This is a genomic window from Leifsonia williamsii (assembly GCF_030433685.1).
GTDB classification, from domain to species: Bacteria; Actinomycetota; Actinomycetes; order Actinomycetales; family Microbacteriaceae; genus Leifsonia; species Leifsonia williamsii.
In genome coordinates, this window is sequence record NZ_JAROCF010000001.1 from 566650 (window position 1) to 591295 (window position 24646).

Below are 24646 nucleotides of genomic sequence, written 5' to 3' on the forward strand. Positions count from 1 at the left end.
ACGGCACGCCGCGTCAACCGATGGAGGCGGCTCGTCAGTCCGCCACGCGGAGCGCGAAGGTGTCGACCTTGTGGAGGTCCGCGTCCTCGGCGCTGCCGCTCCCCGGAAGGTCAGGGCGTCGATCCTCAGGTCGCGCAGGTCGTCCGGTGTCGCCGTTGGCGGTCAGGAGAGGGGAGGCTGCCACGGCTGCTGGCCCTGGCTCTGCTGCGGCTGCGCGTGCTGCTGCGGCTGCGGTGCAGCCCAGAGCCACTGCTGGGTGCCCTGGTCCCACACGAGCTGGACCCACTGCTGCAGCGCCTGATCCCAGTGGGCCTGCACCCACGCCTGCCGGGCCGCATCCCACTGCGGCTGGGGAGGCTGCGGAGGCTGCGCCTGGGCCCCGGCGACCGGCTGCTGCTGCTGGGGAGGCTGTGGCTGGGCCTCGGCGACCGGCTGTTGCGGCTGCCCGACAGCCGACTGCTGCGCCCACGACTGCTGCGGCTGCGCGACATCCGACTGCTGCGCCCACGACTGCTGCGGCTGCTGCTGCGCCCACTGCCCTTGCGCCCACTGCCCCTGCGGCCCGCCCGCGACGCCCGCGGCCCCCGCAGCGCCCGCCGCCGCGTTCCGCTCGCGCGCCTCGAACGCCGCGACCACGAGCTGCGCCACCGCGGCGACCACCGTGAGCAGCGCGCCGGCGCCGGCGAGCCTCCACCACCAGTCGGGCCACTCGGGCTCGGGGAAGGCGGCCGGCAGCGCGAGCAGGAGCACGGTCAGCCACAGCAGCGCGAGCGTGACGACGGCGAGCCACCGCAGCCGCGGCGAGCGGGCGCGGGTGATGAAACGCAGCACGAAGACCTGCGTCAGCAGCAGCGCGAGGCGCAGCAGCAGGACGAGGCCGAAGAAGCGGAACAGCTGCTCCGTCCAGACCCACGCCGACGCCGTGTCCGCGCCCTGCAGCCAGCCGTTCCACAGCTTCAGGAGGCCCGCCGCCAGCAGCACCGTGTTCACCGAGATCGACGCCGTCAGGTACCAGCGGTTGGGTCCGTTCGCGACATTGGTGTCGAGCAGGACCGCGCCTCCGTAGGCCGCCACGAGCAGCAGCGTGAGCCACGCCCGGCCGGCGACGTTGGACTGGTCGCCCGCGATGATCGAGTACGCGCCGAGCACACCCGCGGCGAGCAGGATGCCGACGACCAGCCACAGCGACGCCTTCGCGCTCCAGTGGCGGCGCGGGCGGTCAGCGGGCGCGGGCGCACCGGGCGCGGTCGGCTGGTTCGGGTCCGAGGTGGTCATCGCAGGCTCCTTGCGGGTCGATCCGGGGCCAGCCTACCGGCGTGCCCCCTCCCGACGTCCAGTTCTCATAACGAGTGGTGAGAAAACGCGGGTTGCGGCGCCGAGAAGCGACATGATGTCACGAGTCGCGAGCGGCGGCCTGGCCGGCGGCCAGCGTCTGCTCGCACGCCAGCAGCGTCACGCCGACGCTCCACGCGTGCGACAGCGTCAGCAGCATCCCCTTCGGCTGGAAGCACGCCGTCTGGTAGTACCGCTCGCTCACCATGCCGCGGTAGGCGTTGAAGTCGCCGTCCTCGCGCGCGATGAACTGCCGGAAGCAGGCCAGCGTCTCCTCCGCCCGCTCGGCGTAGAAGGGGTCGTCGAGCGCCTCCGACAGCTCCCGCAGCTCCGCGGTGCAGACGAGCCCGTACGCGTGGAGGTGCTGGTTCGACGGCGACGCGTTGTCGGCCCCGCGTGTGCGGAACCCGTAGGCGCCGAGGAGCGTGTGCGGCGGGAAGGCGACGTCGTATGTATACCGGAACGTCAGCATCCAATCGGCCGCCCGCCGCGCCACGTCGAGCCAGTGGGCGTCCCCGGTCGCCCGGTGCAGCGCGACGTACGCCATGACCGCGGCGTAGCCGTCTTCGGAGGTCGGAGCCAGGTCGACGTCCTCCGGGGCGCCGTGCACGAACTCCCGGTCGACGAACGACTCGTAGTACCGTCCCGCGGCGAGCGCGGAGGGGAGGTACCGCTCGTCACGATCGGCGGCCTCCACGAGCGCGGCGATCCAGGTGAGGCCGGAGGCGCCGCTCCACGACAGCACCTCGCCCGTCTCGGCGTGGTGCACCGAGCCGAGGTTGCCGTCGTCGCGCTGCCTGCCCACGATGACGGACAGGTTGGAGCGGATGGCGGCCTCCCAAACGTCGTGCCGGTCGAGCGCCTGTGCGCGCAACAGGAACAGCGTCGCCTCGGCCAGGGTGCGCGAGTGGAGGCCGCGCTTCAGCTCGGTCCAGCTCTGCGTCCAGCCGTGGTCGCGATACCAGACGCCCCAGAAGGTGCCGGAGGGCGACAGCGACGAGCAGATGAAGTCGATGACCCGGCGAGCGGCGTCGGCCTCGGCGGGCCGCGACGTGCGGAGGCCGTGGGCGAGCAGCGCGTACGCCCACGGGATGCCGCTGACCCAGCCGACGTGCATCGCCTGCCGGTCGACCGTCTCCCCGTCGCGTCCGCTGACCTCGCGGTCGAAGCCGACGGTCTCGAGCAGCACGCCCGGGTCGGGGTCGTAGTGCCAGGTCAGGAGGCCGTCGGCGGTGAGGTCGGCCGCGGTCGCGACGTCCACCCACGGCGCCAGCGGCGCGGCGGGGGCGGACTCGGCGTGCAGGGCGCGCAGCACCGGGGCGTAGGCGTGGCGGTCGGCGTCGAGCGCGAAGACCCGCACCTCCACCTCCACCGTCTCCCCAGGGATGAAGCGATGCGTGGAGGTGTCGGCCGGCCGCGGCTGCGCGTCGCCGTAGTAGGTGACCGGGTACTCGCGGTAGGGGAAGCGCAACGACAGGGCCGCCTGGCCGCTCGCGTCGTCGTGGGCGAGCCCGACACCGGTCAGGCCGAGCGCGGTCGTCTCGGCGGCGGCGAGCGCGAGGCCGCCGCGCCCGGGACCGGCCCAGACGAAGACCGCGGGCGTCGCTGCCCGGTCGGCCCGGAACTCCCACGTGTCGCTGATCAGCGCGGCGTGCTGCTCGGGGGTGGAGGCTCCGCGCTCGAACCGCGGGAAGGCGCGCGTGTTCTCGATCGGCCGGTTCTCGCCGTAGAAGGCGCCGGGGATGAGCCACCACGGGTCGTCGGCGTGCGGGACCACCGCCTCCACCAGCAGGGAGGCGTCGACGGGCTCGGCGCCCGTGTACGCGACCTCGACGGTCACGGCCCAGCCGGGCTCGGCCTCCGCCCAGGTGGTGCGGAGGCCGAACGCGTCGGCGGGCGCGCCCGCGACGGTGATGCGGAGGTCGGGGCGCGCGGACCGCTCGCTCACGGCAGCGGGCGCTCGACGAGGTCGACCTCGCGGATCGGCTGCGCCGGGTCGGCCGGGACCACGAAGGTGCGCAGCTGCGAGGGGCCGAAGTCCTCCTCGATCGTGCGGCCGAGCAGCGGCAGCTCGATGCGGGAGCGTCCGCCTTCGCCGCGCGTCTCGACGGCGCGCACGACCACGTCGGCGCCGCCGGGCGCCTCCGTCGCGTCCTCCGTGCCCTTGAGCGCCGTCACCATGACCGAGCCGCCGCTGTCGCCCCCGAACGAGTGCACGGGCGGCAGCTCGCCGTCGTGGAACGACTCCTGCTGCGCACGCACCGGGTTGCCGAGCACGAGCGCGCGGCGCACCGGGTCGGCCGCGCGCCAGTCGCCCGCGTGCGGCACCAGCTCGTAGCTGAAGCGCTGGATGCCCTGGTCCTGGAAGCTGTAGATGCCCTCCGGGTCGAGCAGGCGCGGGTCGTGCCACGAATAGACGGGGCTGCGGACCGCTGTCACGCCGATGCTCGGCTGGTCGCCGTTGTCGGGTGCCGCGGGCGAGACGTCGTAGCCATGCTTGTTCGTCGTGATCACGGTGAGACCGGCGGGGGTGCCGTCGACCGTTCCCGTGAGGTCGACCCACGACTGCGCGGGCTCCTCCGCGCCGTCGACCGGGCGGTCCAGGTGGCCGAACGGGATCTCGTAGGTCGCGGTCGGGTCGCCGAGCCGGGTCGGGAAGCGCAGCTTCAGGAGGTGCGCCTCCTCCCGCCAGTCGAGCGTCACGTTCACGCGCAGCACGGCCGAGTCGTGGTCGAGGATCAGCTCCTCCACCAGCGTGGAGGCCCCCCACTCCCGCTCGACCCGCACGCGCGACCGCAGCGGACCGGTCTCGCGCACCACGATGCGCTTCAGCCGCATGGTCGCGCCGGGCCAGGCGTAGGAGATGACGCGGTGACCCCAGGTGTCGGTCGGGTCGTCGTTGATCTGCGTGTGCTGCGTTCCATCGACGCCGGCCATCAGGTCGACGCCGGTCGCCTTGACGAGGTACGACGAGATCCAGCCCGTCTCCTGGTCGATGCGGATGCGGACGAGGTCGTTCTCGAGAATGCTCTCGGTGACGGTCAGGCCGCCCGCCGCGGCGCCGGGGCCCGCGCCCGGGCGGAGGCGGTAGAGCCGGTAGCCGAGCGCCGGCACCTCGGCGCGGAAGACGATGGCACCGCGGGAGACGTCGTCGGTGGTCGCGGTCGACTGCGAGTTCTGGAAGACGACCGGGCGCCCCTCCTCGTCGACCACGTGCACGCCGGCACGCTGGGCGCCGTACTGGAAGTCGACGTCCACCTCCACCGGCCACGGGTGCGGGTTGAAGACGAGGACCGGCTGCGTGCCGTCCTCGCGGTCGACCTGCACCTGCCGGGCGATGACGTTGTGCGCGCGGGTGAGGATGCGCTTGGAGATGCTGACGGCCTCCCCCAGCTGGTCGCGGGCGTCGTCGTACGACGGCTCGATCGCCGAGCCGGGCAGGATGTCGTGGAACTGGTTGAAGAGGATCTGCTTCCACGCCGTCTCGAGCTGCTCGCGCGGGTACGCGACGCCGTCGGTCGCGGCGACGACGGCCGCCCACCGCTCGGCGTTCAGCACGGCGAACTGGGCGCGGCGCTGCCAGGCCTTGATGCCGGAGTGCGCCGAGTAGCAGCCGGGGGCGTGGTGCTGGAGGTCGTCGCGGCGCACGGGCAGCGCCTCCAGGAACGCATCGCCCCGGCCGAGCACCTCGTCGAAGTACGTGCGCGGTGAGGACATCGTCATCCTTCCGAAGGAGCCCATGCGGTCGTAGCGGTGGATCGACTCGATGTTGGCGATGGTCGGGCCGCCGCCGTGGTTGCCGACGCCGTAGAAGACCATCGCGGTCGCGGGCTCGCCGTCGGCGCCGAACCCGACCGTGCGGTCGAGGGCAGCGAGCGACTTCTCGGTCTGGCCGTCGACCGAGCCGGGCGGGCTCCCGTACTCGAACGGGATGCGGTAGGCGAGCACGCGGGAGCCGTCGGGCGCCTCCCACCAGAACAGGCTCGGCGCCAGATCGGACTCGTGCGGGCCCGGGCGGAGGAACGTGTAGGAGTCCATCCCCTGGCCACGGAGGATCTGCGGCAGCATCGCGTTGTGACCGAACGGGTCGACGTTCATGCCGACCGTGCTCGGCTTGCCGAAGCGCGACTGGAGGTAGCGCTGGCCGTACAGCCCCTGCCGCACGAAGCTCTCGCCCATCGGCATGTTGTTGTCCGGCTCGACCCACCAGCCGCCGACGTTGACCCAGCGGCCCTCGGCGACACGGCGCTTGATCTGCTCGAACAGCTCCGGGTCGGACTCCTCCACCCAGCTCAGCAGCACGATCTGGTCGCAGGTGAAGACGAAGTCGGGGTACTCCTCCATGCGGTGGATGGCCGACCAGAAGGTGGCGCGCGCCTCCTGGTAGCCCTCCTGCCACGGCCACAGCCACACCGGGTCGAGGTGGGCGTTGCCGATCATGTGGAGGGTGCGCTGCGGGGTCGCGGTCGGGCGCGGCGCGGGCGCGAGGTCGCGCGGCTGGTAGCCGGCGGGGGCGTTGGCGACGGGGGCGGGCTGGGCAACCGTCGAGTACGCAGATTCTCCGGGCGTGTCCGGCGTTTCGGGGGCACTTTCCGCGTACTCGCCAGTCTCCCGGGCGGAGTCGTCGGTCGGGGGGACCGGGGCGTGCGGGTCGGTCGCGGGAGGGGCGGCGGGCACGCCCTCGGAGGTCGCGCCGTCGACGGCGGGGCCGGTCTCGTGCGTGGTCACGGTGCGGTCAGCGTCGGTGCTGCCGGTGGTGGGGGTCACGTGTCTACTGCTCCTCGGCGTTGACGGGATCGGCGTTGACGGGATCGGAGTCGACGGGATCGGAGTCGACGGGATCGACGTTGACGGGCTCCAGATAGTCCAGGTCGCCGGCGGCCCATGCGTCCACCATCTCAGAGATGGCGTGGAGCATGAAGGTGTGGAACTCCTGGATCCGCGGCGTCGTCGACGACGGGCTCAGGAGCACGTGGTCGGCGTGCTCGCGGGCCGGGCCGCCGTCTCCACCGCCGAAGAGGACCGTCGTCGCGCCAGCCTTCCGCGCCGCGGCGAGGGCGGACACGATGTTGGCACTGCGGCCGCTGGTCGTGAACGCGGCGACGACATCGCCCGGCCGGGCCAGGCCCTCCACCTGCCGCGCGAACACGTCGTCGTAGGAATAGTCGTTGGCGATGCAGGTCATCGTCGTCGGGTCGGTGCTGAGGGTGACCGCGCCGAGCGGGCGGCGGTCGCGCTTGTAGTGGCCGATGATCTCGCCCGTGAAGTGCTGCGCGTCGGCCGCGCTGCCTCCGTTGCCGAACGTGTACAGGATGCGGCCATCGGCGAAGGCGTCGCACAGGACGTGGCCGACCTCCCGGATCGCGGGGAGCAGCTGCTCGCCCGCGCGGGCCGTCTCGATGTGGGCGTCGAGCTGCTCGCGCATCCACTCAGCCATGCTGGACCTCCTTCGCGGTGCGGGATCGGGTGGGGAGGGCGGTGGCCAGGCTCGCCACCTTGTCGAACGCCACCGCGCCCGCGCCGACGACGCAGACCACGTCGCCGAGCTCGGCGAGCACGATCCGGGCGGCAGCGGCGGCGGGCGGCATCGCGGCGGACGCGACCCGCTCGCGCAGGGGCAGCAGCAGCGCGTCGCCGGAGCGCGTCACCCCGCCTCCGAGTACCACCAGGTCGGGCTCGAACACGTTGACCAGGTCGGTGACGGCGACGCCGAGGAGGTCGATCGTCTTGTCCCACACCTCGGTCGCGAGGGCGTCGCCGGCGGCCGCGGCGGCCACCACATCCTCGGCGCGCACGGTCTCGAGCGTTGCGAGGCTGGATCGGGCGCCGCGGTCGGCCAAGGCCTCCCGAGCCCGGGCGGCGATGGAGGTGCCGCTCGCGTACATCTCGAGGCAGCCGTCGCGCCCGCACAGGCAGTGGCGGCCGCCGGTGCGGACCATGAGGTGCCCGAACTCGCCGCCGTTGCCGGCGGCGCCGCGGTGCAGGCGGCCCTCGATGACGGCTCCGCCGCCGATGCCGGTGGAGATCGTGAGGTAAACCATGGTCTCGACCGCGCGCGCGGCGCCGTAGCGGAACTCGCCCAGCGCGCCGGCGGTGGCGTCGTTCTCGAGCGCGGCCGGGACGCCGAACTCGCGCTCGGCGAGCGCGACGATCGGCAGGTCGATCCAGCCGGGAAGGTGCAGGGGGCCGGTGAGGACGCCGGCACGGGCGTCGAGCGGGCCGCCGCACGAGATGCCGACGGCCTCGATGTCGTGCGCGGGGATGCCGGAGGCGGCGATCGCGCGGTGCCCCATGTCGAACAGTCTGGGAACGATCACACCCGGCCCTTCTTCGCGGCGGGTGGGCTCGACGACGAGTCCGTGAGTGCGGCCATCCTCCGTGACGACACCCACGGCGAGCTTCGTGCCGCCGATGTCGAGCGAGAGGACGGCCCGTCGGCCGTTTGCCATCATGTCCTTCCGAGTGCTGCCAGCCCCCGCCACCGGGCAACTCTGCGGGTGGCGATGTGGGATCGTTCCCACAGATACTACGGGGCGGGGTGGAGGCGGGTCAACCGGACGCGTGCGGGCAGAACTCCGGAATCGATGAGGTCCGGTTGGGCAGCAGCCGAGTACGCACGAATTCGCCCAGAAACCGCCGAGTACGCGGAGAATCTGCGTACTCGGCGGTTGGGCGGCGGCGAGCGGGGGCCCCGCCGGCCGCTGAGCACAGGAAAAACGACGTCCACTTCGGCGCGTCGGGGACACTTTTCCTGTGCTCGACGGCCTGCCAGGCGCCAAGTAGGGTGAGCGGCGTGAGCGACGAGCAGGGCAGGGAGCGCGAGCGGCTGCGGCTGCATCACCGGTGGTTCGGCGACGAGGACTCGCCGCGGCCTCCGCTGCTGCTGATCCACGGCGGCGGCTCCACGATCGAGTCGAACTGGGGGATGCTGCTCCCCCACCTCTGCTCCACGCGCACCGTGCTCGCCGTCGAGCTGCAGGGCCACGGTCGCACGGCCTCCGGCGACGGCCCCGCCAGCTTCGAGGGTTCGGCCGACGATGTCGCGGCGCTGCTCGCGGAGCTCGGCGTCGGCCCGGTCGACGTACTCGGGTTCAGCAACGGGGGTCAGGTCGCGCTGCTGCTCGCCGCACGGCACCCCGAGCGGGTGCGCCGGCTGATCGCGGCGTCGGCGCCGTTCCGCCGCGACGGCATGATCGAGGGGTTCTGGGAGGGGCTCGCGGCCGGGACCTTCGACGACCTCCCCGATGTCTATCGCTCGGCCGACCTCGCCGTCAGCCACGACCCCGGCCACGCGCGACGGATGTTCGAGCTCGACCAGGAGCTCATGCTGGGCTTTCAGGGATTCGAGGAGGCCGTGATCGCCTCCATCACCGCCCCGACACTCGTGGTCGGCGGCGACCGCGACGTCGTGCGGGCCGACCACTTCGTGGAGCTGGCCGGCCTGCTGCCCGACGCGCGCCTGCTGATCGTGCCCGGCGGACACGGCGACTACCTGGGCGAGGTGCTCGCGGCGGGCGGGGACCCGCGGGCGATGGAGGCGACGCTCCCGTTCCTCCTGGCATTCCTCGACGCCTGACCGCCCGTCCCGACACCGCCCCGCTAGCTCGGCACCTCCGCGAGGAGGTCGTCGATCTGGCCCATGGCCTGGCGCATGCCCTCCTCCATGCCCATCTCCATCGATTCGGCGTACTCGCCGGCGCTGGGGAACCGGTTGAGCGTGGTCATGCGGGTGACGCCGTCGCGCTCCTCGAACGTGACGATGCCGCGGGCGGGGTCGCCAGGGGCCTTGGTTCCGTCGTCGTTCGAGAAGCCGTACTCGAACTCCAGCCGGCTCGGCGGGTCGATCGCCAGCATCCGCCACCAGCCGCGAGGCTTCTCGCCCTCGGGGGTGGTCATGTAATAGTCGGCCTCGCCCCCCGGCTCGAAGTCGTACTTCTCGAAGGTCGCCGGATAGCCGGGAGGCCCCCACCAGCGCTCGAGCTGCCGCGGGTCGGCCCAGAGCTGCCAGACCCGCTCGCGCGGGGCCTCGAACTCGGCGACGAACGTGAGCGTGAGCGCGTCCGCGTCCTTCTGCGTCTCGATGACCGTCATCGTCCTGTCCTCTCCTGTCGGTCGGGTGGTGCGCCGTCGTCCTCGGCGAGGATGGCGGTCATGGCCTGCACGCGGTGGCGCCACAGCTGCTCGTAGCGGTCGAGGAGGCCGGAGGCGCGGCGGACGGCCTCCACGTCTCCGTGCACCACCCGCTCCCTGCCCCGCACGCTCTTGCCGACCAGGCCGGCGCGCTCGAGCACGGCGACGTGCTTCTGCACGGCCGCGAAGCTCATGTCGTAGTGCCGTGCGAGCTCGCTGACCGTGTGGTCGGCGCGCAGCGCGCGGGCGACGATGTCGCGCCGGGTCGCATCCGCCAGCGCGTGGAAGAGGCGATCGACCTCGTCGTCGCTGAGCGCGGGTTCCATTCGTACAACCATTTGGTTGTACGTTAGCACCGTGCCCCGCCGACCGGAAGACCCGGTTCAGGAGGCCGCGAGCAGCCCCTCCACCACTCTCGCGGTGTCCTCCCACCCGGTGACCGCGCGCGTCGGGATGCCCAGGCGTACGACCGGGAAGTCGTTGCCGTCGGGGTCGAGGCGGTCGCCGACGAACAGCATGTCGGCGTACGGGATGCCGGTGACCGCCGCCAGCCTCGACATCCCGTACGCCTTGTCGACGCCGTGGCGGGTGATGTCGATGCTCGTGGAGCCGCCCGAGCGCACCTCCAGCTCGGGGAGGCGCTCCTGCACGGCGGCGCGGAGGGAGTTGCGGCGCGAGCCGTCGGGGTCCCAGGCGCGCTTGGCGTCGACCGGTGCGTCCTGACCGAGGGCCGAGAAGGTGATCTGCGAGCCGCGGTCCTCGAGCGGAGGGCCCCAGGTGTCCGTGCGCCAGAAGCCCAGGCGCGACGCCTCCTCCTCGACCGCGGCGAGCGCCCGGGAGCGCTCGGTCGCGGTGAGGTCCTCGGCGTACTGCAGTCTCCACTCCCCGTCGATCCAGCGCAGGTAGCGCGTGCCGCAGGTCGGCATCAGGTGCAGCGCCTCGCGGCGGGCCGTCGCGGGCAGCCGCGCGATCAGCTGGTCACGGAACTGCTCGAACCGGCCGCCGGAGATGACGCACACCTGGGTGCGCGCGAGCAGGCGCTCGAAGAGAGCGGCCATGTGCGGGTCGAGCGGCGACTTCGACGGCGCGAGGGTGTCGTCGAGGTCGAAGGCGACCAGCGCGGGCAGCGCGGTGCGGACGTCGGCGCGCGTCATGCTCCCGCCCGTCCGCGCCGTCGGCGCACCGCGAGGAGCACGGCGCCGGCCGCGAGGGCCAGGCCCGCGAGCAGTCCCCCGACGGTCAGGGCCGTCGTGTCGCTGCCCGTCGAGGCGAGGTCGCCGGTGGAGGTGGAGGTCGAGCTCCCCGCCGAGCCGGAGCCGGCGCCCGGGTCCGCGGCAGGGGCACCGCCGCCGGAGCCACCGCTGCTGCCACCGTTCCCACCACCGTTCCCACCACCAGGGTTCCCATTCCCGCCACCAGGGTTCCCGTTGCCCCCGCCAGGGTTCCCATTGCCCCCGCCAGGATTCCCGTTCCCCCCACCCGGCGCCGCCGCGATCCGCACGACCGCCGAGGCGACCTCCACCCCTCCGCTCAGCACCACGACCGTGTGCTGTCCTGCGGGGGTGCCGGCCGGAATGGTGGCGTCGAGCGCGAACGCGCCGTCCGCGTCCGCCGTGGCCGCGCCGAGCGCGACGGGCTTCGAGTGCAGCTCGACCGCGACCTCGGCGCCGGGCTCGAAGCCCGTGCCCTCGACCCGGATGCCCTTGCCGACCACGAGCGCCCCTCCGATGTGGAGGCTCGGCGTCGCCGGTCCGCGGAGGCCGTCGATCGCGCTCTTCAGCGCCGCCGCGCGGGCGTCGATGACGTCCTGCGTGGCGTCGGCGGCCTTCAGCGTCTGCTTCGCCGCCTCCAACGCGGGGATCAGCGGAGCCCAGCTCTTCGGCGTGTACCGGGTGCTGTCGAGCGCGTTCGCCTGGTCGACCAGGGCCTGGAGCGCGCTCTTGTCGACCGCCACGCTGACGGCGCAGCGCACGAACTCGTCGCCGTTGGCGTGCGCCACGACGACGGACGTGGTGCCCGACATGCCCGTCTTCAGGTCGACCGTGATCGTGCCGTCGGCCGCCACGCGAGGTGCCCCGGCGACGGCGGCGACGGCCGGGTCGAGCGTGTCCGCCACGATCGTGTCGCTGGCGTCGACCGGCGAGATGGTCGCCGTGAGCGTCGCGCTGCTGTCGCGGTCGGCTGCGACCGGGCCGGTGCAGGCAAGGCTGTAGCCGCCGTACAGCTCGAACTCCCAGATGTTGAGGCCGTACTTGGTCGCCGGCGAGCCGATGACGCGCACGAAGCGCACCTCCGCGCTCGCGAAGTCGGCGATGTCGCGGCGGTGGTTCGCCGTGCCGGTGTTCTGCACGTGCGAGAGGAGGCCCCAGTCGGTCCCGTTCACCGAGCCCTCGATCCGGTAGTCGGTGGAGTTGCTGGTCTCCCACTCCACGACGGCCTGGGACACCGAGCGCACGGAGCCCAGGTCGACCTGCAGCCAGTTCTGGTTGGTGTACGGCGGCGTCGCGGTCGTCGCCGGACGGGCCGACGACCACTTGGTCGCGGCCGAGCCGTCCGTCGCGGCGGAGGGCTGGATGTTGGCGAGGTTGTTGTAGACGCTGTCCGCGGTCGTGGTTCTGCCTTGCGCGAGGTTCACCCGCCCGCCCGCGGTGGGCGCGGTGGTGATCGCGCTGCTGTCGAACACCTCGAACTCCCAGGCCGAGACCCCGTACGAGGTGTTGGCACGCTTCACGGTCTGCATCCGGACGTACCGGCCGGTGGCGTTCACCGCGATGAGGTCGGTGCCGCCGTCGCTGCCGGCCGTCGGCGTCGTGTACGCGTCACGCCAGGCGCTGCCGTCGTCGGAGACCTGGATCTTGTACTGGCTGGCGTACGACGCCTCCCAGTACAGCCGCACAGCGCCGATCTTCTGCGAGCTGCCGAGGTCGACCTGGAGCCAGGAGGTGTCGGGCGAGCCGGTGCGGTCGGCGATCCAGCGCGTGGTCTGGTTGCCGTCGGTAGCGTTGCCGGGGCCGGTGCCGTCGGAGGCCGTCGTCGTCGCGCCCAGCGCGAGGTTCACGCTCGCCGTCGCCGCGAACTCGGCGACGGAGTAGGTGCCGCCTCCCGGTCCGGCGAGGGGCCGGAGGCGGACGAAGTTCGCCGCCGTCGCCGGGAAGTCGACGTGCTGGTGGCCGCCGGTGGCGTTCTGCACCAGCTTCTGGTCGGTCCAGTTCGTGCCGTCGGTCGAGGTCTGGATCAGGTACCGCGACGCATACTCCGCGCCCCAGTCGATGTCGGCGCCCATCGCGTACGATCCCGGAGCGAGCCGCTGCTGCAGCCACGGACCGCTTCCGGCGGACTGCCACGTGGTCGCCTGGTCCTTGTCGCCGGCGGAGGCGGGGCCGTGCCCGTCGGCGGACGCGGACGCGGTGTACGGCGAGCCGTGCGAGTCGTCGACGGCCAGCGGCGCGGTGACGGTCTTGCCGAGGTTCGCGCCGGTGCCGAGCACGAAGGTGCCGCGTGCGGCCTCCGCTCCCCCGGTGAGCGACACATCGACGAGGAGGCCCGGCTGGCTCGGGTTGGAGACGCTCACGACCGGCACGCCCGTGCTCTCGTCGAGCATGACGATGGCCGGACGGCTGACCGTGAGGGTGCGGCCGTCGCCCAGGTCGAGCGAGCCCGCCTGGTAGAACGTCGCCATCGTGCGCTTCAGGCCGGCATGCCGGACCGCCTGCACCGTGGTGTCGTTGCGGAGGATGCTGACCGCCGGCTTCTTCGCGTACGCCTGGGTCTGCCCGGGCGAGGCGGCGGGCAGCACGATGTACTCGTAGGAGGCGTCCGTCGGCGCCACCCCGTGGTCGACGTACAGCGTGAAGGCGTCGTGGCTCTCGGCCTCCCCGCCGTAGTAGCTGCCGGTCTGCGTCTTGTCCGAGACGGTCACCTTCTGGCCTGCCGGGAAGACGTAGCCGACCTTGTCGTTGTAGGCCCAGGAGGGGTCGCTCACGACCTGCGCGTCGGTGCCGGCGGCGACCTTGGTACCGTCGACGGTCGCGTTGTCCTTGGCGGCCACCTGGTTGATGGTCGTGTGGATGGGCGCGGCCGACGTCGACCGGATGCCGGAGCCGAGCGCCACCATCTCGTCGTCGAAGTAGTAGTAGCTCTTCTGCGCCTGCGTGCCGACGCGGTCGAGGCTCTGGACGCTCGCGCCGTACCGCCCGTCGGAGACGCCGCCGGTGAAGGCGCCGTTGTTGCCCGAGCGGCCGTTGGCGCCGAGGGTGGTCTCCTTCACGTACGGCACGGTCGTGCCCGGGTAGTGGAACCAGTCGAAGGCCGGGCCGAGCGCGGTGTACTCCGTGTTGGTCACCTGGATGGCCGTGGTGCCCGTGCGGTTCCACACGACCTCGTTGCCCACGTCCTTGCGGATGGTGGAGCGGTACTCGCTGCCGACCGTGCGGTTGGAGTTGAGGCCGGTGACGATGCCGTAGCCGGGGCGCTGGTGCGAGCTGAACTCCGAGCGCCAGAAGTAGGTGTCGCCGTCGGCGCCGTTGCCGGCCGTCTTGCCGCGGATGTTGTCGGCCATCGCCCGGTACGCGGTCGCGTACAGCGCGTCGGTGCGCGCCATGCGGTCGAGCGGGTCGAGGAAGACGGCGGCGTAGCTGGTCACGCCGTCGACCGTGGTCGCCGGGCGGTAGAGGAGGTACAGCATCTCGATCTCGCCCCGGATCAGCCAGCGGGTGCCGCCGACGATGTAGAACGCGATCGTGTCGAGCTGGTCGCGGGTGAAGGCGAGGCTGGTCCCACGGGCGGCATCCGCCCACATCGCCACCATCGTGAACAGCGCCATGCCGTAGCCCTCGCTGTAGAGCTGCGCGCCGTGTGCCCAGAAGGTCCCGTCGGGCTGCACCGCCTCCTGCACCGTCCCGGAGTCATCCACGGCGACGGTCTGCACCATCGTCGCGAAACCGGCGCGGATCTGGTCGGCGTCGCGCGTGGCGAGCGCCTTGTACAGGTAGTCGGAGGTGCGCCACGCGCCGTTCGCGCCCGCCGGGTCGAGCTTGCCCTGGTTGTGCTTGATCGCGAGAGCGGCGGCGGCCGGGCTCAGCTTGTCGCCGAGGAAGATCGAGATGCGGCCCATGGCGATGGACTCGCCGATCTCGGTCTCCCACCAGTTGGTGTTGCCGGGGTCCGCCTGGTCCCAGTACGCGAGGGCGCGCTCCTCGGCGGCGATCAGGCGCGGGTCGCCGTACCCCTTCGCCGTCTTGTCGCGGTACGCCTGGGCGATCGCGACCATCCGGTAGAGCGCCTTGTAGGCGTCCCACGTCTTGCCGTTCGCCGAGCTGGTCCGGTCGGTGTAGTCGACGTCCGACCACGACCCGTCCGCCTTCTGCGAGGCGACGTAGTCGAGCGCGGCGGAGGTCTGGGCCAGGTAGATGCCATTGGCGATCTGCACCTCGTCGCCCTGGCTGAGGTAGTAGTCCTGCAGCCGGGAGACGATCGTCGAGACGTCCGTCTCGAGGTCGGCCGCCTGCGCCGGCGCGGGCAGGCCGACGAGCGTCACGGCCAGCGCGACGAGGAACGCCAGCACGGAGGCGAGGCGCGTCCGGCGGGCGAGGGCGGGGCGTGGAGCGGTGTGTTCTTCGGGGTGACGCATCATTGCGCAGAACTCCTTGTTCGCTGGTGCGGTGCTCGGGTGGCGGTGCTCGGGGTGCGGTGCTCGGGAGGCGGTGCTCGGCAGCCGGTCAGGCGGTCCGGACGAGGCGCGCCACGCAGATGCGGGTGTCGGCGGCCCCGTAGAAGACGAAGTGCTCCCCGTCGATCTTCTCGATCGCGGTGGGGAAGAGCACGTTGGCGACGGTGCCCGCGGTCTCGTCCGCGGTCTCCGGCGTCATCAGCGGCTCGCTCGTGCGGGCGAGCACGCGCGAGGGGTCGTCGGCGTCGAGCAGCATGGCGCCGACGACGTAGTTGACGGTGAACGCCTGCGGCACGAAGGCGCCTCCCGGCAGGTCGCCGGTGACGCCGTGGTGCAGCAGCAGCCACCCCTCCGGCACGCGCAGCGGCGCGGGGCCGGCGCCGATCTTCAGCGCCTCCCACTCGAACTCCGGGCCGGCGACGAAGCGGTGGCCCGCCGGACGGGTGAGGGCGGTGACGTCACTCAGCGCCTCCTCGACCGGGATGTACGAGATCCAGATGGAGGCGCGGCTGTCGGTGACGCCCGCGGGCAGCGGCGGCTGCTCGCCCGGGCGCACGAAGCCGAAGTCCCACATCGGGCGGTGCAGCATCGCGAAGCTCGGGCGTCCCTCCGGGCCGGGCACGATCTCGGGGAAGAAGACCACGTCCTTGTTCGGGAACAGGTTGAGGTCGGTGTCGAGCGCGTCGTCGTAGGCGAACTGCAGCGGACCGAGCCGCCGCCACTCGCTCCCGTCGGTGGAGACGGCGAGCGCCGGCTTCGGGCCCAGCGGGCCGAACGCGACATAGCTCATGACGTGGAGGCCCAGGTCGGGCAGCCAGGTGATGCGCGGGTCCTCGACGCCGCCGTGGTCGGTGCCGTGCTCCCAGCCGCGGTCGGCCTCGAGCGCCACCTCCAGCCCGTCGACCCCGGCCGGGATGCCGTCGACGACCACCACGCGCGCCCGTCCGATCCGCGACACGTTGCCCTCGGCGACGAGCCGGGGGAAGAGGTGGATGGTGCCGTCGGGGCCCTGCACGGTCGCGGGGTTGAGCACCCCCTCCACCTGCCGCGGATCGTCGGCGGCGGGCTCCATGACGATCCCGGCGCGCTCGAGGGCGTACGGGATGGCGACGGTGGTGGTGCGTGCGGCGATGGTGGACACGGTGCCTCTCTTGCGGGGTGTGGATGCGGTCGGGCCGGGCGGGGTCAGCGCCCGCTCAGCCCTTGACGGCGCCGACGACGCCGTTGACCAGGTAACGCTGGATGAAGATGTAGCCGACGATCAGCGGGGCCGCGACGATGAAGGTCGCGGCGGCCAGCAGCGGCCACTGGTTGCCGTAGGTGCCCTTGAAGGCGTACAGGCCGACGGTCACCGGGAACTTGGTGGGGTCGGCGAGCAGGACCGTTGCGAGGATGATCTCGTTCCAGATCCAGACCGCCTGGAGGATGAACACGGTGACCAGCGCCGGCCGGGCCAGCGGCAGGATGAAGGTGAACAGGTAGCGCCAGTAGCCGACGCCGTCCATGGCGGCCGCCTCGTCGAGCTCGCGCGGGATCGACTTCACGAATCCGCTCAGCAGCAGCGGGCCGACGCCGACGCCCACCCCGACGAGCAGGATGTAGCCGAGCTGGGTGTCGTACAGCCCGAGCCGCAGGAGCAGCTGGAACTGCGTGATCAGCGCGTTCGGGAGGAACAGCACCAGCACGAACACGATCGACCAGTACTTGGCGCCGCGGACGTAACCGCGGGCGACCGGGAACGCGAGCACGAGCGTGAGCAGCGTCCCGATCGCCGAGCCGACCGCGGTGTAGAGCACGCTGTTGAGGATGTAGGCGCCGAAGTCGCCCTTCTCCCACGCCGTGGCGAAGTTGCCCCACTGCGGGTCGGCGACGATCCCGACCGGGTTCGCCACGAACTCCGCCTGCGACTTCAACGCGGTGTTGAGCAGGTAGAGCAGCGGGAACACGAACACGACCATCAGGATCGCCGCGCACACGTACGCGCCGACCGGGATGCGCCGCCGCCGGCGGGCGAGCGCCGCCTCGCGGGTGCGCGGGGTCGTGACCGGAACGGAGTCGGTCGTGGTGCTGGTCACAGCTTCGCCTCCCGTCGGCGCAGGATGGTCAGGGCGACGACGGCCACGATCGCGACGAGCACGAACTGGACCATCGAGACGGCGGCGGCGTAGCCCTGCGACTGCGAGAGCGTCGTGCCGGAGGCGCCGCCGAAGCCCTGCACGTACACCAGGAGCGACAGCACCTGGGTGGACCGGTTGTTGGGCCCGCTCAGGACGTAGATCAGCTGGTAGCTCTGCAGCGCGTTCACGATGCCGAGCAGCACGTTGGCCGTGATCGACGGCGCGAGCAGCGGGACCGTGACGCTCCGGAAGCGCTGCCAGCCGCTCGCGCCGTCGAGCTCCGCGGCCTCGTACAGCTCCTCGGGCACCGCCTGGAGGCCCGACAGGAAGATGATCACCGAGACGCCGAGGACCATCCACACCTGCACGAGGATCACCAGCGCGAGCGCCAGCGCCGGGTCGCCGAAGAACGCCGAGTGCGCGCCGAACGCCTTCAGCAGGGAGGCCGCAGGGCCTCCGCTCACGTTGAAGATGAGCGACCACACCAGGCCGGTGACCGTCACGCCGAGGATGGTCGGCATGAAGACCACCGCCCGGTAGAAGTCGCGGCCCTTCAGCTTGCGGTTGAGCAGGACGGCGACGGCGAGCGCGATCACGATCTGCAGCACCGTGCTCACGACGGCGAAGATCAGCGTGTTGCGCAGCGCGTTGGCGCTGTCCGCCCACTTGGCGGGCGAGAAGAAGTCGACGTAGTTCTGCAGCCCGACGAAGTCGATCGGCAGGCCGGGGAGGCCGCGCAGGTTCGTGAACGAGGCCACCAGCACGCCGACCGCAGGCACGAAGCCGAAGACGCCGAGCAGCAGCATCCCGAGTCCGAAGGTGATCCGGACCGGGGTGCGCCGCGGGAAGGGGAAGGAGTCTGCCATGTCAGCCTGCTGCGGACCAGGCCTTCTGAGCCGCCTCGGCCGCCTGCTGCGGTGTGGAGGAGCCGAGCGGGGTCAGGGCCGGGTAGTTGAACGGGAACACGGCGTCCTGGCCGGCCTTGTTGTTGGCGAACCAGACCTGGTCCCACGCGGGCTCGTACGACTTCGTGTAGTCGGCGATCGACTGCAGGAACTCGCTGGTGGAGACGCCGGGCTGCGCGGAGGAGAAGCCGGACTTCGACAGGAACAGCTCGTAGTTCTTCTTCTCCGAGAAGAACTTCAGCCAGGCGAGCGCCGCGGTCTTGTTCTTGGCGGAGGCAGGGACCGCGAGCTGCAGCTCGGTCTTGCCGTTCAGGAGCGCGTTGTCCGCCGCGTCGTCGGAGCCGGGGAACGGGAAGTACCCGTAGTCGAAGGCTCCCCCGACCGCGGCGTCGATCGTGGGCTGGTCCCAGGTGCCGTCGACCGTCATGGCGAAGTCGCCCGACGCGAAGCCCGCGGGGATCGAGGTGTAGTCGGCGCCCGATGCGCCCTCCTGGGCGTTCTTGAGCACGTACTCGGTCTGCTCCAGCACCTTCACCTCGGTGGGGTCGGTGAGCTTCGCCTTGTTGGTCCAGAGGTCCTTGGCGAGCTGCTGCTTGTCGGCGGCGGTCGGGTACAGGGAGGCGACGGAGGCGAGCATCGGCAGACCGGCCGGCCAGCTGTCCTTGCCGCCCAGGCCGAACGGGGTGACGCCCTTGGCCTTGAGGGCGTCCACGACAGCGGTGAACTCGCTCCAGGTCGTGGGGACCTTCAGGCCGTTGTCGGCGAAGATCTTCTTGTTGTAGAAGACGCCGGTGTAGTAGCTGACGCCGGTCGGCACCGCGTACTGCTTGCCGTCGATGACCTGGGCGTCGAGGAGGCTCGGCGTGTACTCCTTCAGAAACGCCTGGTCGGTGAGGTCGACGAGACCGCCGGCCTTGGCCAGGCGCACGTCGTCGGTGCCGGCGTCCTTCGCGTACGACGGCGTCTCCATGAAGTTCTTCATCACGAAGAGGTCGAGGTTGGAGGCCGTCAGCCGGGAGGACTTGCTGGCCGGGTAGTTGTCGTTCGACACGGTCGAGAACACGACGTCGACATCCGGGTACTGCTTCTCGAAGGCGTCGTTGACCGCGCGGAAGCCGGCGTCGGTGGCGTCGCTGCTCGACACGAGGAACTGCAGCTTGCCGCTGGGCTCTCCGTCTCCGGAGGTGCCGCCTCCGCTGGAGCAGGCGGCCAGCGCGCCGATCGTGGCGGCGGCGACGACCCCGGCGAGCAGCCGGCGGGTGGTGGTGCCTCGCAACCTCTTCGTTGCCATGTGATGTCTCCTCGTCGAGTGGTTTCGGGAATGCGGTTCGGGACGGTGGTGCGGGTACAAAAACGTTTCGGTGCCGAAACGTTTCGGTACATGCTGACACGACCCTGGCGCATTCCGCAAGCCTTTGTCGGAGGGAGCGCGCCGGTTCAGCCCGCGGCGGGCGCCGGACCGGTGGACTCGCGGACGATCAGCTCCGCGGCGGGGATGCGCACATCCTCCGCGACCCCCTCCTCGATCAGGTCGACCAACAGGCGACCGGCGTGGCGGCCCAGCTCGCGCGGGCTGGTGTGCACGGTCGTCAGCGGCGGTCGCACGTACGTGCCGAGCCGGATGTCGTCGAAGCCGGCGACCGACAGCGTTCCCGGCACATCGACGCCGAGGTGCTGCGCCTGCGCGATCAGGCCGATCGCCGACAGGTCGTTGGCGCAGACCACCGCGGTCGGCGGCTCGGCGAGCCCGAGGAGGGTGGAGGCGGCCGACGCGCCGGCGAGGTAGGTGAAGTCGCCGGGCACGACCGGGCCGGGCTCCAGTCCCAGCTCCTCCAGGCCGGCGCGCCAGGCCCGCTCGCGCTGGACCGAGTGCGTCATGTTCGGTCGGCCGCCGACGTACGCGATGCGCCGGTGCCCGAGGCCGACGAGGTGCTGAAGCAGCGCGCGGATGCCGTCGTCCGGATCCTGCCGCACGGCCGGGAGCGGGAAGTCGGCGCCCGGATTGACCGCGACCGCCGGCAGACCGAGCCGGGTGATCACCGGGATGCGCGGGTCGTCGACCTCCAGGTCGTTCACGAAGACGCCGTCGACGCGGCGGTCGGCAGCGAGCTTCTCGTACCGCTGCAGCACCTCGTCCGGTTCGGCGCTGATCTGCAGCACGAGCGCGTAGCCGCGCGGGTCGATCGCGTCCTCGATGCCGCCGATGAAGCCGCCGAAGAACGGGTCGAGCTCGAGCACGTCCGGATCGCGGTGCAGCACCAGCCCGAGCGTGAACGCGCGCCGCCCGGAGAGGCTCTTGCCGCGCAGCGACGGGACGAAGCCGAGCTCGGCGGCGACCTGGACGATCCGCTCACGCGTCGCCTCCGACACCCCCGGCCGGCCGTTGAGCGCGCTGGAGACCGAGCTGATCGCGACGCCCGCCCGCGTGGCGACGTCGACGATGGTCACCCGCTCCCCGTTCATGCGCCGCCCCCTCTGCTTCGGCGCCCTCACCGAACGCCCGCAGATCAGTATGGCCCGCGCGCCCCTCCCCGTAGCACGCTGGGCACCAGTCGAGTACGCAGAAAGTCCGGCGAAACCTGCCGAGTGCGCAGAGAATCCGCGTACTCGGCGGTTGCCCAGGTGGGGGTCCGGGGGCGGGTCAGACGATGTCGACGACCGCGTCGGCGGCCTGGCCGAGGCGGGTGCCGCCGACGGTCACGTCGGCCGCGAGGCGCTGGCGATTGGCGGGGGTCGCGCCGGCCTCCACCGCGAAGCGCAGGCGCACGGTCTCGCCCGGCCCCGCGGTCGCTCGGGCGGGGCCGGCGACGGAGGCGGCGGAGGCGGTCCAGCCGGCGGGCGTGACGAGCTCGGCCACGACCTCCCGCGGCCCGTCGAAGTCGTTGACCACGACCACCTCGTAGGTCAGCTCCGCGCCAGGCGCCACCCGCTGGTAGAACGGCTCCAGCAGCGCGAGATTGCCGTCCGCGGGAGGCCGCCGGCCGTCGTCGGGGAGCAGACCGTCGTGGATCGCGAGCAGCTCATCGCCCTGCTCCATGAGCAGGCGCAGGTAGTCCTCGTCCACCTCCCTGCCCTGCCAGTGCCCGGTGATCATCAGACCGGGGGCGACGCGGCGGTACAGCTCGGCCGACTTCACGTAGTCGTCGCTGCGGAACCGGTTGCGGTACTGGTAGTTGAGGATTTCGCGCTGCACGCCGTACCGGCCTTCGCCGGTCTGCTGGTCGCCCGTCGCGAGCACCCGCACGCCGTCCACCTCGAACTCGAAGGCCGCCGCATAGAGCGTGTGGCCGGGCAGCTCGTGGGTGGTGATCTCGTACTCCTGCCACTGCACGGTCTCGCCGATGCCGAGCACGCGGTCGGCCGGGATGGGCTCGAACCACTGGCACGGCAGGTCGGTCCGCATCGGGTCGGCCATGATCGGCGCGACGTTCTCGGGCAGCCACACCGCGGTGCCCTCCACGTCGCGCAGCAGGTTCAGGCCCGCGATGTGGTCGTCGTGGTAGTGGGTGCCGAGCACGACCTCCACGCTGGTCACGCCGTAGTCGCGCTTGAGGGCGGGGAGGGAGGCGAGCCACGGCCGCCGCCCGGCGCGGTCGGTGCCGGCGGGCCAGCCGGTCGACATGTCGTAGCCGTAGTCGATGAAGAGCGCGGCACCGGAGTCGCTCAGCAGCACGTAGGTGCAGGAGTTCGCGGTGCGGTTCAGCAGCAGATGGTCGGTGAGGCGCACGAACGGACGCTCCAGCCAGTCCTTGAGGTCCCACGGCCGCGAGCGGCGGGAGTCGACGTAGCCCTGCATCCGGCCGGCCAGCAGCTCCAGCGCGTCGCGCGCATCGGGCATGGGCTCGCCATGCGACGGCAGCAGGACGGTCGGAGCCTCCTCCTGCAGCAGGTAGCAGGAGAGCACGTTCATCGCCGGGCCCTCGCTCTCGGTGTACGACCACTGGGTGGATGCGAGCGACCACACCTTGCCCGGCGCGTAGATCAGGTCGCCCGTGAAGGCGACCCGCTCGCTCCCCGCGTCGCCGCGCGGCCGGTCGATCAGGTAGGTGACCGAGCCCATCGTGTGCCCGGGCGTCGGGAGGGTGCGCACCGCGATGCCCCCGTACTCCGCCGTGCGGTACTCGGGAACCGTGCCGGCGACCGGCACCGGATCGAGCAGCGAGAAGCGGTCCTGCCGGAGGTTGTAGTCGTTGTAGAGCGCGCGTCCCGACCACATCTCGTCGACGCGGGCGAACAAGTCCTGCTCGACCGGGGGAACGTGGATGGGGATGCCGGCCGCGACCGCGCGCGGCAGGCCCTGTCCCTGGTCACGGTGGTGGTGGGTCATCAGGATCGCGTCGAGCGACTCCACCCCCAGCTCCCCGAGATGGTCGAGCACGTCCCCCGACCCGAAGTCGATCGCGATCGCGCCGCCCGCGCCCGGGCGACCACCGAGTACGCCGAAAGTCTGCGTACTCGACGGTTCCTGGTCGAATTCGTGCGCACTCGACTGGTGCCCGGCGGAGAGGATCACGTAGACGTTGCAGGTGTCGGCGAACCGGAAGACGCCGGGGGCGACCTCGGTGAACGCGGTCATGCGGTGACCTGCTCCTCTGCGGCCCGCTCCTGCGCCGCCCGGTCGGCGACGGTGGCGCGGTAGCGGCGCCACAACGCGGCGATCTCGTCGAGGTCGGCGTCGGTGACGGCCTCCCTGCTGTTGTCGATCGACTCCACGTAGTAGAGCGCCGGCACCCCGAGCGCGGGCTGGAGGCGCGCGTACTCGAGCCATTGCTCCCGGTTGGGCATCGGCCACTGGTCGGTGTCGATCGGGTGGCCGGGGAGGGAGTTGGCGGCGATGTCGCGCCGGAAGCGCAGCTGGTCCGACACGGGCACCGGCTCGCCCGCGACCGAGTCCTCCAGCACGTCGTTGAGGCGGACCATGTCGCTCACCGCACCGAAGGACGGGTGGACCGTGTGCGTCACGACGAGCGCGTCGGGCTTGGCGGCCTTCGCGGCGGTGTGGAGGGTGCGGATCAGCGCGTGGAGGGCGGCGATGCCCCAGACGCCGGCGGTCGCCGCCTCCAGCGACACCCCGGAGGGCGCCCGCTGCGTGAAGTCGACCTTGAAGCCGTCGGCGTCGAGACCGTCGGCGGACAGCATCCACGTCACCTGGCGGGTCAGCTCGGCGAGGTAGGCCGGGTTGGAGGGGTCGACGGCGACCGGGCGCCCCTTCGCGTCGCGCACGGTCAGCTCGGCCGGGAGGCCCGACGGGTCCCACGCCTTGAACCACAGCAGCACGCGCTGGCCGGCCTCGTGCCGGGCGTCGATCCAGGCGCGCAGGTCGGGCCACTTCTCGGTGTCGACCGTGTTGGTGCCGTACTCGGCCTGCCAGCGGTCGTCGATGACGACGGTGCCCGGCTGGAGGCCGCGGTCGGCCAGCCGGCTCAGCCACCGGTCGTACAGGGGCTGGCGGGCGAGGTCCGGCGCGAAGGCGGCGCCGGTCGGCAGCACGAAGCCGTCGGCGTTGTCGGTCGCGAGCGCCTCCCCCGCGTGCGACAGCTGCACCGCGAGCGCGCACTGCGCTCCCCAGCCGCAGAAGATCGGCTCCAGCCACCACGGCACGACCCTCGGCGGGGCGCTCGCCCAGCCGCGCTCGACCAGGTCGTCGCGGTAGTGCTTGATCGCCGTGAGCGGCGCGCCCGCCGGGCGGAGGACGAACTCGGGGGAGGTCCAGCCGCCCTGACCTGCGGCGGTTCGGCCCACGCGGGTGTGCCCCTCGTAGGTGAGCCGCAGCAGGAAGCCGCCGTCGAGCGCGTCGTAGCGGTACGTCGTGAAGCCGAGCGCCTCGACGGGCGCCACGACGCTCATCCCGAGCCAGTCGCCGACCGGCATGTCGGTCGGGCCGTGCGCCGCGTCGGCCGCGACCGCCGGCCGGCCCAGGGCGAAGACGAGCGGAGGCGGCGAGAAGATGCCGTGCAGGCGCCCGGGGTCCGCGTCGCCGACCACGCCGAGCTGCGCCTGGCTGGTCGACGGCCGCACGACCTGCACCGGCTCGGTCGGGGTCGGCACGAACACCGACGAGAAGCGGATGCCCGAGCGGAAGACGCCCGCCGCTCCCGACGGCAGCACACCGTGGCCGCCGAACATCGTCACGTCGGCGATGCGCGCATCGTCGCGCTCGGAGGTCACCGCGACCGTGGCGCGCACCTCGCGCGGCGTGCAGCGCAGCACGACCGTGCGCGTCGCCCAGGCGCTGGAGTCGCTGCTCACCGTGACCTGCACGTCGCCGTCGGGCAGCTGCTCCACGTCGACGGCGGTCGGGCCGGACGACTCGTCGGCCATCCCGACCCGGTCGACGCTCGCGAACAGCGACAGGTCGCTCCACAGCTCGCCGTCGGGCCCGGCGATCGTGGCGCGCGGGCGGGTGAGCGCCACGCCGAGCGTGTACGCGGGGGCGGCGATCACGAGCTCGTGATCGCCGCGGGTCAGGGTGATGGCGTCTGTGGTCTGCATCG

17 protein-coding genes are annotated in these 24646 nt (G+C 72.0%); 1 reads left to right on the forward strand and 16 read right to left on the reverse strand.

Annotated elements, in window-relative coordinates; all coding sequences use genetic code 11:
* Window positions 1–162: 162 nt before the first annotated feature.
* The 5 genes from P5G50_RS02635 to P5G50_RS02655 all read right to left on the reverse strand — a co-directional run bounded on the left by P5G50_RS02635 (window position 163) and on the right by P5G50_RS02655 (window position 7781).
* The gene (locus P5G50_RS02635; protein WP_301211449.1) at window positions 163–1275 is read right to left on the reverse strand and encodes a hypothetical protein; all 1113 of its coding nucleotides are present in this window, start codon (window positions 1273–1275) and stop codon (window positions 163–165) included.
* A gap of 118 nt (window positions 1276–1393) precedes the next feature.
* The gene (locus P5G50_RS02640; protein ID WP_301211451.1) at window positions 1394–3280 is read right to left on the reverse strand and encodes a YyaL domain-containing protein; all 1887 of its coding nucleotides are present in this window, start codon (window positions 3278–3280) and stop codon (window positions 1394–1396) included.
* On the reverse strand, window positions 3277–6099 hold the full coding sequence (locus P5G50_RS02645; protein WP_301211453.1) for an alpha-mannosidase: 2823 nt from the start codon (window positions 6097–6099) through the stop codon (window positions 3277–3279). The genes P5G50_RS02640 and P5G50_RS02645 overlap by 4 nt, the downstream gene beginning before the upstream one ends.
* Window positions 6100–6103: 4 nt before the next feature.
* Complete coding sequence (locus P5G50_RS02650; protein WP_301211455.1) at window positions 6104–6769, reverse strand: D-sedoheptulose-7-phosphate isomerase; 666 nt, start codon at window positions 6767–6769, stop codon at window positions 6104–6106.
* Window positions 6762–7781, reverse strand: coding sequence for an ROK family protein (locus P5G50_RS02655; protein WP_301230562.1), 1020 nt, complete (start codon window positions 7779–7781; stop codon window positions 6762–6764). Before P5G50_RS02655 ends, P5G50_RS02650 begins: the two co-directional genes overlap by 8 nt.
* 344 nt (window positions 7782–8125) lie before the next feature.
* Between P5G50_RS02655 and P5G50_RS02660 the strand changes: the two genes are divergently transcribed.
* On the forward strand, window positions 8126–8908 hold the full coding sequence (locus P5G50_RS02660) for an alpha/beta fold hydrolase (protein WP_301211460.1): 783 nt from the start codon (window positions 8126–8128) through the stop codon (window positions 8906–8908).
* Between the two features lie 23 nt (window positions 8909–8931).
* Here the strand turns inward: P5G50_RS02660 and P5G50_RS02665 are convergent, their stop codons facing one another.
* From P5G50_RS02665 to P5G50_RS02715, 11 genes are all read right to left on the reverse strand, one after another.
* Window positions 8932–9423, reverse strand: coding sequence for an SRPBCC family protein (locus P5G50_RS02665; RefSeq protein WP_301211462.1), 492 nt, complete (start codon window positions 9421–9423; stop codon window positions 8932–8934).
* Entirely contained in the window at window positions 9420–9788 is a 369-nt protein-coding gene (locus P5G50_RS02670) for an ArsR/SmtB family transcription factor (RefSeq protein WP_301211464.1), read from the reverse strand. The genes P5G50_RS02665 and P5G50_RS02670 overlap by 4 nt, the downstream gene beginning before the upstream one ends.
* Window positions 9789–9845: 57 nt before the next feature.
* Window positions 9846–10616, reverse strand: a complete 771-nt coding sequence (locus P5G50_RS02675) for an HAD-IIB family hydrolase (protein WP_301211466.1) — start codon at window positions 10614–10616, stop codon at window positions 9846–9848.
* The gene (locus P5G50_RS02680; RefSeq protein WP_301211469.1) at window positions 10613–15094 is read right to left on the reverse strand and encodes a polysaccharide lyase family 8 super-sandwich domain-containing protein; all 4482 of its coding nucleotides are present in this window, start codon (window positions 15092–15094) and stop codon (window positions 10613–10615) included. Before P5G50_RS02680 ends, P5G50_RS02675 begins: the two co-directional genes overlap by 4 nt.
* Window positions 15095–15179: 85 nt before the next feature.
* Window positions 15180–16271, reverse strand: coding sequence for a glycoside hydrolase family 130 protein (locus P5G50_RS02685; protein WP_301211472.1), 1092 nt, complete (start codon window positions 16269–16271; stop codon window positions 15180–15182).
* Between the two features lie 55 nt (window positions 16272–16326).
* Entirely contained in the window at window positions 16327–17205 is an 879-nt protein-coding gene (locus P5G50_RS02690) for a carbohydrate ABC transporter permease (RefSeq protein ID WP_301211475.1), read from the reverse strand.
* Window positions 17202–18113, reverse strand: coding sequence for a carbohydrate ABC transporter permease (locus P5G50_RS02695; protein WP_301211478.1), 912 nt, complete (start codon window positions 18111–18113; stop codon window positions 17202–17204). The genes P5G50_RS02690 and P5G50_RS02695 overlap by 4 nt, the downstream gene beginning before the upstream one ends.
* 1 nt (window position 18114) lies before the next feature.
* Window positions 18115–19443 (reverse strand): ABC transporter substrate-binding protein, encoded by a 1329-nt coding sequence (locus P5G50_RS02700; protein WP_301211480.1) that lies wholly within the window; start codon window positions 19441–19443, stop codon window positions 18115–18117.
* Between the two features lie 146 nt (window positions 19444–19589).
* Window positions 19590–20615, reverse strand: a complete 1026-nt coding sequence (locus tag P5G50_RS02705) for a LacI family DNA-binding transcriptional regulator (protein ID WP_301211482.1) — start codon at window positions 20613–20615, stop codon at window positions 19590–19592.
* A 178-nt stretch (window positions 20616–20793) separates the two neighbouring features.
* Window positions 20794–22728 (reverse strand): MBL fold metallo-hydrolase, encoded by a 1935-nt coding sequence (locus P5G50_RS02710; RefSeq protein WP_301211485.1) that lies wholly within the window; start codon window positions 22726–22728, stop codon window positions 20794–20796.
* Window positions 22725–24644, reverse strand: a complete 1920-nt coding sequence (locus P5G50_RS02715) for an alpha-amylase family protein (protein WP_301211487.1) — start codon at window positions 24642–24644, stop codon at window positions 22725–22727. Before P5G50_RS02715 ends, P5G50_RS02710 begins: the two co-directional genes overlap by 4 nt.
* Between the last annotated feature and the right edge of the window lie 2 nt (window positions 24645–24646).

What these genes read in the sequence shown, in the direction of transcription:
- P5G50_RS02715 (WP_301211487.1), bottom strand. Translation starts at nt 24,644, where the DNA reads ATGCAGACCACAGACGCCATCACCCTGACCCGCGGCGATCACGAGCTC.
- P5G50_RS02695 (WP_301211478.1), bottom strand. Translation starts at nt 18,113, where the DNA reads ATGGCAGACTCCTTCCCCTTCCCGCGGCGCACCCCGGTCCGGATCACC.
- P5G50_RS02700 (WP_301211480.1), bottom strand. Translation starts at nt 19,443, where the DNA reads ATGGCAACGAAGAGGTTGCGAGGCACCACCACCCGCCGGCTGCTCGCC.
- P5G50_RS02655 (WP_301230562.1), bottom strand. Translation starts at nt 7,781, where the DNA reads ATGGCAAACGGCCGACGGGCCGTCCTCTCGCTCGACATCGGCGGCACG.
- P5G50_RS02710 (WP_301211485.1), bottom strand. Translation starts at nt 22,728, where the DNA reads ATGACCGCGTTCACCGAGGTCGCCCCCGGCGTCTTCCGGTTCGCCGAC.
- P5G50_RS02675 (WP_301211466.1), bottom strand. Translation starts at nt 10,616, where the DNA reads ATGACGCGCGCCGACGTCCGCACCGCGCTGCCCGCGCTGGTCGCCTTC.
- P5G50_RS02650 (WP_301211455.1), bottom strand. Translation starts at nt 6,769, where the DNA reads ATGGCTGAGTGGATGCGCGAGCAGCTCGACGCCCACATCGAGACGGCC.
- P5G50_RS02670 (WP_301211464.1), bottom strand. Translation starts at nt 9,788, where the DNA reads ATGGAACCCGCGCTCAGCGACGACGAGGTCGATCGCCTCTTCCACGCG.
- P5G50_RS02680 (WP_301211469.1), bottom strand. Translation starts at nt 15,094, where the DNA reads ATGATGCGTCACCCCGAAGAACACACCGCTCCACGCCCCGCCCTCGCC.
- P5G50_RS02665 (WP_301211462.1), bottom strand. Translation starts at nt 9,423, where the DNA reads ATGACGGTCATCGAGACGCAGAAGGACGCGGACGCGCTCACGCTCACG.
- P5G50_RS02705 (WP_301211482.1), bottom strand. Translation starts at nt 20,615, where the DNA reads ATGAACGGGGAGCGGGTGACCATCGTCGACGTCGCCACGCGGGCGGGC.
- P5G50_RS02635 (WP_301211449.1), bottom strand. Translation starts at nt 1,275, where the DNA reads ATGACCACCTCGGACCCGAACCAGCCGACCGCGCCCGGTGCGCCCGCG.